The organism is Mesorhizobium sp. M7A.F.Ca.CA.004.12.1.1 (genome assembly GCF_003997835.1).
Lineage (GTDB): Bacteria > Pseudomonadota > Alphaproteobacteria > Rhizobiales > Rhizobiaceae > Mesorhizobium.
Genome location: NZ_RZRK01000215.1, coordinates 1 through 8428 on the forward strand (window position 1 = coordinate 1; position 8428 = coordinate 8428).

Sequence of the window (8428 nt, forward strand, 5' to 3'; positions counted from 1 at the left end):
GGCTGACGGAGCATCAAACGAAAACCCGCCTGTGCGGCGGGTCATTGGCGCAAATCAGCACCATGGACAAATATGTACCATAGCTGAGGGCAGGAAGTCAAGAAAAAATTCCTATCGTGAAGAGCCGCGAGTCCGGAGCCTGATCCCTGGAGGTCCGCGATTTTCGATACGCAGGGATTGAGCTATCATCCGATTCTGGCGCGGCCCACGCCACCTCCCTCCGCCGGGAAAGCATCGTTCATGCAGGGCGCTATCCAATCACCGAACCGACTGTTCGAGCACTTGGCATAAGGAGGGATTGCAAAAACGGCTCGCACCAGGAGGTTTTGCGATGAAGTTGTCCGCGCCCATCTACCATCTCAAGCGTCAAGCCAGGCTTTTGTCTCGCGAGGGCAAGATTGCGCTGCACGAAGCGCTCGACCGTGTTGCAGCACAGGAAGGGTTCACCAGCTGGAGCCTGCTTGCAGCCAAGGCAGCCGAGGCGGCGCCCGCCGGCATGCTGTTTGCGCAACTTGCGCCCGGCGACCTGGTTCTGGTCGGTGCGCGACCCGGAAACGGCAAGACGCTGATGAGCCTCGAACTCGCGGTCGAAGCCATGAAATCAGGCCATCGCGGCGTGTTCTTTACGCTCGAATATACGCAAAGGGATGTGCTGGACCGGTTTCACGCCATCGGGGCGGACCCGGTGCAGTTCAACGACCAGTTCACATTCGATAATTCCGACGCCATCAGTGCCGCCTATATCGTCAAGGCATTGGGTTCGGCGCCGCGCGGCACGCTGGTGGTGATCGATTATCTGCAACTGCTCGATCAGAAGCGGGAAAACCCGGACCTGATGGCGCAGGTTCGCACGCTGAAGGCCTTTGCCCGCGACAGGGGACTGATCCTCGTCTTCATCTCGCAGATCGATCGGTCATACGATCCGGCGGAGAAGCCATGTCCCGATATCAGCGATGTGCGGTTGCCGAACGCTCTGGACCTGTCGCTGTTCAACAAGACCTGCTTCCTCAACAAGGGCGAAATCCGGTTCCAGGCGGCAGGCTGACGATCAGGTCAGCCTGCCTTCATTGGGCCGCTGCCGGCAGATTCGGAGGCTGCGCAACCGATGCCGAACCGTGCTGCGCGCGCAATGCTTCGGCCGCCTGGCGAACCACTTCGGATATAAGCAGCAGCTGTTTGGCGATCGGGCTTGTCTTGCGCCAGATCATGCCGATCGTCCGCGACGGTTGGGGGTTGGCGAAATGGGCGATAGAGACCGCCGCCGAGCGCGTCTCCACCGGCACGGCCATTTCGGGGATCAAGGTGACGCCGACGCCGGCGCCGACCATCTGCACCAGGGTCGACAGCGAGCTGCCGTCCAGCAACTCCCTTGGGCGCACCGAATGCATGTTGCAGAACGACAGCGCCTGGTCGCGAAAACAATGGCCTTCCTCGAGCAGGAGCAGCCGCATCTCGCGCAGCATTTCGCGGTTGGGCACCGGCTTTCCCTCATCCTCGCCGGGCCGGACCAGCACGAAGTTCTCGGCAAACAGCACGATTTCCGTCAGCGACGCTTCCGATACCGGCAAGGCGACGATGGCCGCGTCGAGCCGGCCGTCGGCCAGTTCCTGGATCAGCTTCTGCGTCTGCGTTTCGCGCACGTGGATATCGAGCCCGTCATGCATGCGGGCGAGGTTGCCGATGATGGCAGGCAAAAGGTAGGGTGCGATCGTCGGGATCACCCCGATGCGCAACCGTCCCACCAGCCGGTCGCGCGAGGCGCGGGCCAGATCTGTCAGCTCATCCACCGAGCGCAGGATGTCGCGAACGCGCAAGGCGAATTCCTCGCCGAAATTGGTCAGCCGGACCTGGCGTGGGCCTCTTTGGAAAAGCTCCGTGCCAAGCGTTTCCTCCAACTCCCGGATCTGCACCGAGATCGCGGGCTGCGAGATCGCGCAGGCATCGGCGGCACGGCCGAAATGATTGTGCCGCGCCAGCGCCTCGAAATAACGCAACTGCTTCAGCGTCAGGTTTGTCATAATGTCATCTTATCGCTGTAATCAGGAAATCCAACTTAAATTAATGAAGCGGCTTTGCTATAGGAGTCGCAACGAAGATGAGGAGCAGCCGGGACCGCCTGGTGAGGCGCATGCCCGCGGCAACGGGACATCCAACATATTCGGTCGCGTATCGGGCATATGGTCATCGCGCCAGCCATGAAACGGACCGCCTCCAGGGACATCCAACGTCCCTGTTCACGCAGCAGTTGAACAGCTCAACACAGCCACGATCGGAGAAGAACATGGACGCACAGACCGATGATCCCAGCGCCGGCAAATGCCCCGTTGCACACGGATCCTCCAGCAGGAGCAACCGTGACTGGTGGCCCAACCAACTCGATCTTGGCGTTCTCCATCAGCAATCGAACCTTTCGGATCCGATGGGCGAAGAGTTCGACTATGCCGAGGAATTCAAGTCGCTCGATCTCGATGCGGTGATCAAGGACCTGCACCAGGTGATGACGGATTCGCAGGAGTGGTGGCCGGCCGACTTCGGCCATTATGGGCCGCTGTTCATCCGCATGGCCTGGCACAGTGCCGGCACCTACCGCATCGGCGATGGCCGTGGCGGCGCCGGGGCCGGCCAGCAGCGTTTTGCTCCGCTCAACAGCTGGCCGGACAATGCCAATCTCGACAAGGCGCGCCGGCTGCTGTGGCCGGTCAAGCAGAAATATGGCCGCAAGATCTCCTGGGCCGACCTGCTGATCCTCACCGGCAACGTCGCGCTGGAATCGATGGGCTTCAAGACCTTCGGTTTTGCTGGCGGCCGCGCCGACGTCTGGGAACCCGAACAGGACGTCGATTGGGGTTCGGAAACCAAGTGGCTCGACGACAAGCGCTACTCCGGCGACCGCGAACTCCAGGGCCATCTCGGCGCCGTCCAGATGGGACTGATCTACGTCAATCCGGAAGGGCCGAACGGCAAGCCGGATCCGCTGGCCTCGGCACGCGACATCCGCGAGACCTTCGCGCGCATGGCCATGAACGACGAGGAGACCGTGGCGCTGATCGCTGGCGGTCACACCTTCGGCAAGACGCACGGCGCCGGCGATGCCTCGCTGGTGGGCGCGGAGCCTGAAGGCTCGAGCATCGAGGCGCAGGGCCTTGGCTGGTCGAGCAAGCACGCCTCCGGCATTGCAGGCGACGCCATCACCTCGGGCCTCGAGGTGACCTGGACCACGACGCAGACCAAGTGGAGCAACAACTTCTTCGACAATCTGTTCAACTTCGAATGGGAACTGACCACGAGCCCGGCCGGCGCGCATCAGTGGACGCCGAAGGGCGGCGCCGGTGCCGGGACCGTGCCGGATGCCCACGATCCGTCCAAGCGCCGCGCGCCTGCCATGCTGACCACCGATCTCGCACTGCGGGCCGATCCGGCCTACGAGAAGATCTCGCGGCGCTTCCATGAGCATCCGGACCATTTCGCCGACGCGTTTGCCCGCGCCTGGTACAAGCTGACCCATCGCGACATGGGTCCGATCGTTCGTTATCTCGGTCCGCTCGTGCCGAAGGAAGAGCTGATCTGGCAGGATCCGATCCCGGCGGTCGACCATGAACTGGTCGGCGAGCAGGACATTGCGTCGCTGAAGGCGAAGATCCTGGCATCGGGCCTGTCGGTCTCCGAATTGGTCTCGACTGCGTGGGCCTCGGCCTCGACGTTCCGCAATTCCGACAAGCGCGGAGGTGCCAATGGCGCACGCATCCGGCTGGCACCGCAGAAGGATTGGGACGTCAACCAGCCGGCTGAACTGTCGAAGGTGCTGGCGAAGCTGGAAGCCATCCAGAAGGAGTTCAACGCGGCACAGACCGGCGGGAAAAAGATCTCGCTGGCCGATCTCATCGTGCTCGGCGGTGTCGCCGCGGTCGAGAAGGCGGCGAAGGACGGCGGCCACGAAACCAAGGTGCCGTTCACGCCGGGCCGCATGGATGCTTCACAGGAACAGACCGATGTCCATTCCTTTGCCGCGCTCGAGCCGAAAGTCGATGGCTTCCGCAACTATGTCAGGGGCAAGCAGCCGATGTCGGTCGAGGCCATGCTGGTCGACCGCGCGCAATTGCTGTCGCTGACCGCGCCCGAGATGACGGTTCTGGTCGGCGGTCTGCGCGTGCTCGGCGCCAACACGGCCAAGTCGAAGCACGGCGTGCTCACCGACCGGCCGGGTACGTTGACCAACGACTTCTTCGTCAATCTGCTCAGCATGAACACGGTCTGGGATCCGGCGGCCGGCTCCGACGAAGTCTACGAGGCGCGTGACCGCAAGACCAAGGCGGTCAAGTGGACCGGCACCCGTGCCGACCTGATCTTCGGCTCGCACGCCCAGCTCCGCGCGCTTGCCGAGGTCTACGGGTCGGCGGACGCCAAGGCGAAATTCACCAGGGATTTCGTCGCTGCGTGGACCAAGGTGATGAACGCCGACCGCTTCGACATTGCCTGAACTCGCATAAGGCACTCCGGCGCAGCCGCGCCGGAGTGCCAATCCTCCCAAGGACATGAGATCGGGGCCGCGTTTCCAGCGATGGGAGCGCGGCCTTGTCGTAAGAGATTGCGCTTTGGTGGACCGTGCCTTCCTGGGCAGGGATGCTATCTTGCCGGTGTCGCGTCTCCGCCAGTGCACCATGATCGAAATCGTCAAACCCGCGCTCGAACATCTGCCGTCCTACAAGGCGGCGCTCGAACGCGGCTGGTCGCCGGACAATGTGCGGCTGATGGAGGCGACGCGCGAGCAGCTCGCGGCCATCGAAAAGGATCCCGTGGCCTTTCTTGCCGACCTCGACGATCCCCAGGCCAAGGGTGGCGCGATCAGTTTGCCAGACGGCAAAAAGGTGCCGCGCCTACCGGGCTTCCGCCGCTGGATCTGGGACGGCGAGGCGTCGGGCTCGATCGGCTTTCGCTGGCAGAAGGGCACGTCGGAATTGCCGAAGCATGTGCTCGGTCATATCGGCTATGCGGTGGTGCCGTGGAAGCGACGGCGTGGCTACGCCACCGAGGCGCTGCGGCTGATGCTGGAGGAGGCGAGGGCGGTCGGCCTGGCTCACGTCGAGATCACCGCCAAGCCGGGCAATCCGGCCTCGCACAAGGTGATCCTGGCCAATGGCGGCAAGCTCGTCGAACGCTTTTTCGAGGACGCCGCCTATGGCGGGGCGGAGAGCTTGCGGTTCCGGATCGAGCTGTAGGGCGATCTCGTCGGATTGAGTTCACCCCCTCATTTCGAACTCGCCGCCGCCCCTCATCTGCCTGCCGGCATCTTCTCCCCGTAAACGGGGAGAAGGGGCTGGTCGCGACCTCGGTGCCATCTCTGCAACGTTGGCGATTGGCGAAACCATTGATGACAGCGTCCTTCGCCCCGTTTACGGGGAGAAGATGGCGGCAGCCAGATGAGGGGCGGCGCCGACTTTGACGCGTAAGCTTGTCCTTCGAACCTCTCAATCATGCTCATCGGCGCACAGCGCATGATCCGATAGCGCGCGGATGACGTAGCAGTCGCCGACCGTCTGGCCATTGCAGCACGTGGCGATGCGTTCGAGCTCGGCCTCGAGCCGCTTCAACTGGGCAATCTTTTCCCGCACCGAGATCAGTTGCTCCTCGGCGATCTTGTCGGCGTGGCCGCAGGGCTGCTCGGGGTGGCCGCTCAACTCGATCAGGGAGCGGATGTCCTCGACGGCGAAGCCGAGGTCGCGGGCGTGGCGGATGAAGGCCAACCGCTCCAGCTCCTGCCTGGAATAGCGGCGCTGGTTGCCTTCCGAGCGCTCGGGTGCCGCAACAAGGCCCATTTGCTCGTAGTAGCGGATGGTCGGCACCTTGACCCCGGTGCGGCGCGAGAGATCACCGATGGAAAACATGAATTTGCCTCTTGAAGCTCTAGTCACTAGAGCAATTACAATGCCTGACATCAGCATTCAAGACCATACGGCGACGCCGCGCGGGCAAGACAGGCAGGTGATGTGATGACGACGCTCCTCAAGCAGGAAACAATCAGGCAGACACGGTTCAAGATCGGCGGCATGGACTGCGCCTCCTGCGCGGCCAAGATCGATACGGCGGTGCGTCGCCTCGACGGCGTCGCCGATGTCTCGGTTTCGGTGACCGGCGCCAGCATGACGGTCAGCCACGGCGGCGCACTGCCGGAAGACAAAGTGCTGCAGCAGGTGGCGCGGCTGGGCTATGGCATCGTCAAGGCCGATGGGCGTGCACCGGCGGCCAAAGCGCATGACCACGCTGATCCCGATCATGAGGGCCACGATCACGAAGGTCACGATCATGGTGGCATGTCGGCGGGCCAGCAGACCGCTGGCTCTACCCACCTTCACAGCCATGCCGAGCCGGGGCAGGCGTGGTGGCGTTCCCGCCGGGCAGTGCTGACGCTGGCCTGCGCGGCAGCGCTTCTCGCCGCCTATGGCATCGGCCATCTGTTCCCAGTGGCTGAGCGTTGGGTGTTCCTGGGCGCGCTGCTGGTCGGCCTGATGCCGATCGCGCGGCGCGCGCTGATGGCGGCATTGGCCGGCACGCCGTTCTCGATCGAGATGCTGATGACCATCGCGGCGATAGGCGCCGTGATGATCGGCGCCACGGAAGAAGCGGCCGCCGTGGTGGTGCTGTTCCTGATCGGCGAACTTCTGGAAGGTGTCGCCGCCGGCCGCGCACGGGCGAGCATCCAGGGGCTTGCCGATCTGGTGCCGAAGACGGCACTGGTCGAGCGGGCGGGCGGCACATCTGAGATTCCCGCCGAAGATCTCGGCGTCGGCGACATCATCCTGGTGCGGCCGGGCGACCGCATCCCGGCCGATGGCGAGATCATCGAGGGATCGAGCGATATCGACGAGGCGCCGGTGACCGGCGAGAGCACGCCCAAGCGCAAGGGCGTCGCGGACGCCGTCTTTGCCGGCACCATTAGCACAGACGGCGTGCTCAGGGTTCGCGTGACGGCTGCCGCGTCCGACAACACCATCGCCCGAATCGTGCGGCTTGTGGAGGAGGCGCAGGAAGCCAAGGCACCGACCGAACGCTTCATCGACCGCTTCTCGCGCACCTACACCCCGGCGGTGCTGGCGGTCGGCGCGCTGGTTGCGCTGTTGCCGCCGCTGCTCATTGGCGGCGACTGGAACGAATGGATCTACAAGGGCCTGGCGATCCTGCTGATCGGTTGCCCCTGCGCGCTCGTCATCTCGACGCCGGCGGCGATAGCCGCAGGTCTTGCGACCGGCGCGCGGCGTGGTCTGTTGATGAAAGGTGGTGCGGTGCTGGAGGGCTTTCGCCGGATCACGGCGGTGGCCTTCGACAAGACCGGCACACTGACGGCGGGCAAGCCTGTCGTCACCGACATCATGGCCTATGGCCGCGATGAACGCACCGTGCTGGCGCTGGCGGCGGCGCTCGAGCAGGGTTCCAGCCATCCGCTGGCCATGGCGATCCTCGACAGGGCCAAGGCTGATGGTGCGCCGGTGCCGCCGGCTCTGGCGGCGAAGGCGATCTCGGGCAAAGGTGTCGAGGGCAGCGTCGGTGGCGTCGCCGTCTTCCTCGGCTCCGGTCCGGCGGTGGGCGAACGCGCCGACATGACGCAAGTGCAGCGCCTCGCCGTCGACAGCCTCAACGGGCAGGGCAAGACCGTGTCAGTGCTGGTCGCCGACGGCGTGGTGGCAGGGCTGATCGCCATGCGCGACGAGCCGCGACCGGATGCGGCGGCCGGCATTGCGGCGCTTAAGGCCGAAGGCATCCGCACGATCATGCTGACCGGCGACAATCGCCGCACGGCGCAAGCCATTGCCGCTTCGCTCGGCATCGAGGCTCGGGCGGAGCTGTTGCCTCAGGACAAGCAGCGCATCATCGGTGAATTGCAGCGCGAAGGGCTGAAGATCCCAAGGTCGGCGATGGCATCAACGACGCACCGGCGCTCGCCGCCGCCGACATCGGCATCGCCATGGGCGGCGGCACCGATGTGGCGCTGGAGACGGCGGACGCGGCGATCCTGCATGGCCGCGTCATGGACGTCGCGCGGATGGTAAAACTGTCGCGGGCGGTGATGGCCAATATCGGCCAGAACATCAGCGTTGCGCTCGGGCTGAAGGCGGTGTTCCTGGTCACGACCATTTTGGGCATCACCGGCCTGTGGCCGGCGATCCTGGCCGATACCGGCGCCACGGTGCTGGTCACCGCCAACGCCATGCGCCTGCTGCGCTGGCGCGGGTGAAGTGGTCTATTCCGCTGGGGCCGTCAGCGGCGGCGTGGCGTTGCTGCGCCCTTCCCAGACATAGGATGCCAGCGCCACCGCGACGGCGACCAGCATGGCTATGGCGCCGAGCAGCGGCAGGCTGCGGTAGCCATAGCCGCTGTTCAGCATCGCGGCGCCCAACGACGCGGCCAGCGCGATGCCGACATTGAAGCCGGACGG

Annotated in this window: 5 protein-coding genes and 2 pseudogenes; 4 read left to right on the plus strand and 3 right to left on the minus strand. The window is 64.5% G+C overall.

Translation table 11 applies throughout. From position 1 onward, the window contains the following. Nucleotides 1-331 precede the first annotated feature (331 nt). Nucleotides 332-1045, plus strand: a complete 714-nt coding sequence (locus EN984_RS13715; RefSeq protein WP_127269043.1) for a DNA helicase — start codon at nt 332-334, stop codon at nt 1043-1045. 19 nt (nt 1046-1064) lie between these two features. Here EN984_RS13715 and EN984_RS13720 read toward each other — a convergent pair whose 3' ends face one another. Continuing rightward, the gene (locus EN984_RS13720) at nt 1065-2018 is read right to left on the minus strand and encodes a hydrogen peroxide-inducible genes activator (RefSeq protein ID WP_127269042.1); all 954 of its coding nucleotides are present in this window, start codon (nt 2016-2018) and stop codon (nt 1065-1067) included. 263 nt (nt 2019-2281) lie between these two features. On the opposite strand from EN984_RS13720, the gene katG reads away from it, so the two are divergent. After that, on the plus strand, nt 2282-4477 hold the full coding sequence (katG, locus tag EN984_RS13725; RefSeq protein WP_127383785.1) for a catalase/peroxidase HPI: 2196 nt from the start codon (nt 2282-2284) through the stop codon (nt 4475-4477). A 181-nt stretch (nt 4478-4658) separates the two neighbouring features. Further along, nucleotides 4659-5216, plus strand: a complete 558-nt coding sequence (locus EN984_RS13730; protein ID WP_127269044.1) for a GNAT family N-acetyltransferase — start codon at nt 4659-4661, stop codon at nt 5214-5216. Between the two features lie 249 nt (nt 5217-5465). Here the strand turns inward: EN984_RS13730 and EN984_RS13735 are convergent, their stop codons facing one another. After that, nucleotides 5466-5882 (minus strand): helix-turn-helix domain-containing protein, encoded by a 417-nt coding sequence (locus EN984_RS13735; protein WP_127269040.1) that lies wholly within the window; start codon nt 5880-5882, stop codon nt 5466-5468. 105 nt (nt 5883-5987) lie between these two features. Between EN984_RS13735 and EN984_RS13740 the strand changes: the two are divergent. After that, a pseudogene (locus EN984_RS13740) lies at nt 5988-8227 on the plus strand (heavy metal translocating P-type ATPase). Nucleotides 8228-8233: 6 nt separating this feature from the next. Here EN984_RS13740 and EN984_RS13745 read toward each other — a convergent pair. After that, nucleotides 8234-8428: pseudogene (locus EN984_RS13745) on the minus strand (MFS transporter); the annotation flags it as partial.

Coding starts and splice junctions, on each gene's coding strand:
- EN984_RS13720 (WP_127269042.1), bottom strand. CDS start 2,018: ATGACAAACCTGACGCTGAAGCAGTTGCGTTATTTCGAGGCGCTGGCG.
- EN984_RS13735 (WP_127269040.1), bottom strand. CDS start 5,882: ATGTTTTCCATCGGTGATCTCTCGCGCCGCACCGGGGTCAAGGTGCCG.
- katG (WP_127383785.1), top strand. CDS start 2,282: ATGGACGCACAGACCGATGATCCCAGCGCCGGCAAATGCCCCGTTGCA.
- EN984_RS13715 (WP_127269043.1), top strand. CDS start 332: ATGAAGTTGTCCGCGCCCATCTACCATCTCAAGCGTCAAGCCAGGCTT.
- EN984_RS13730 (WP_127269044.1), top strand. CDS start 4,659: ATGATCGAAATCGTCAAACCCGCGCTCGAACATCTGCCGTCCTACAAG.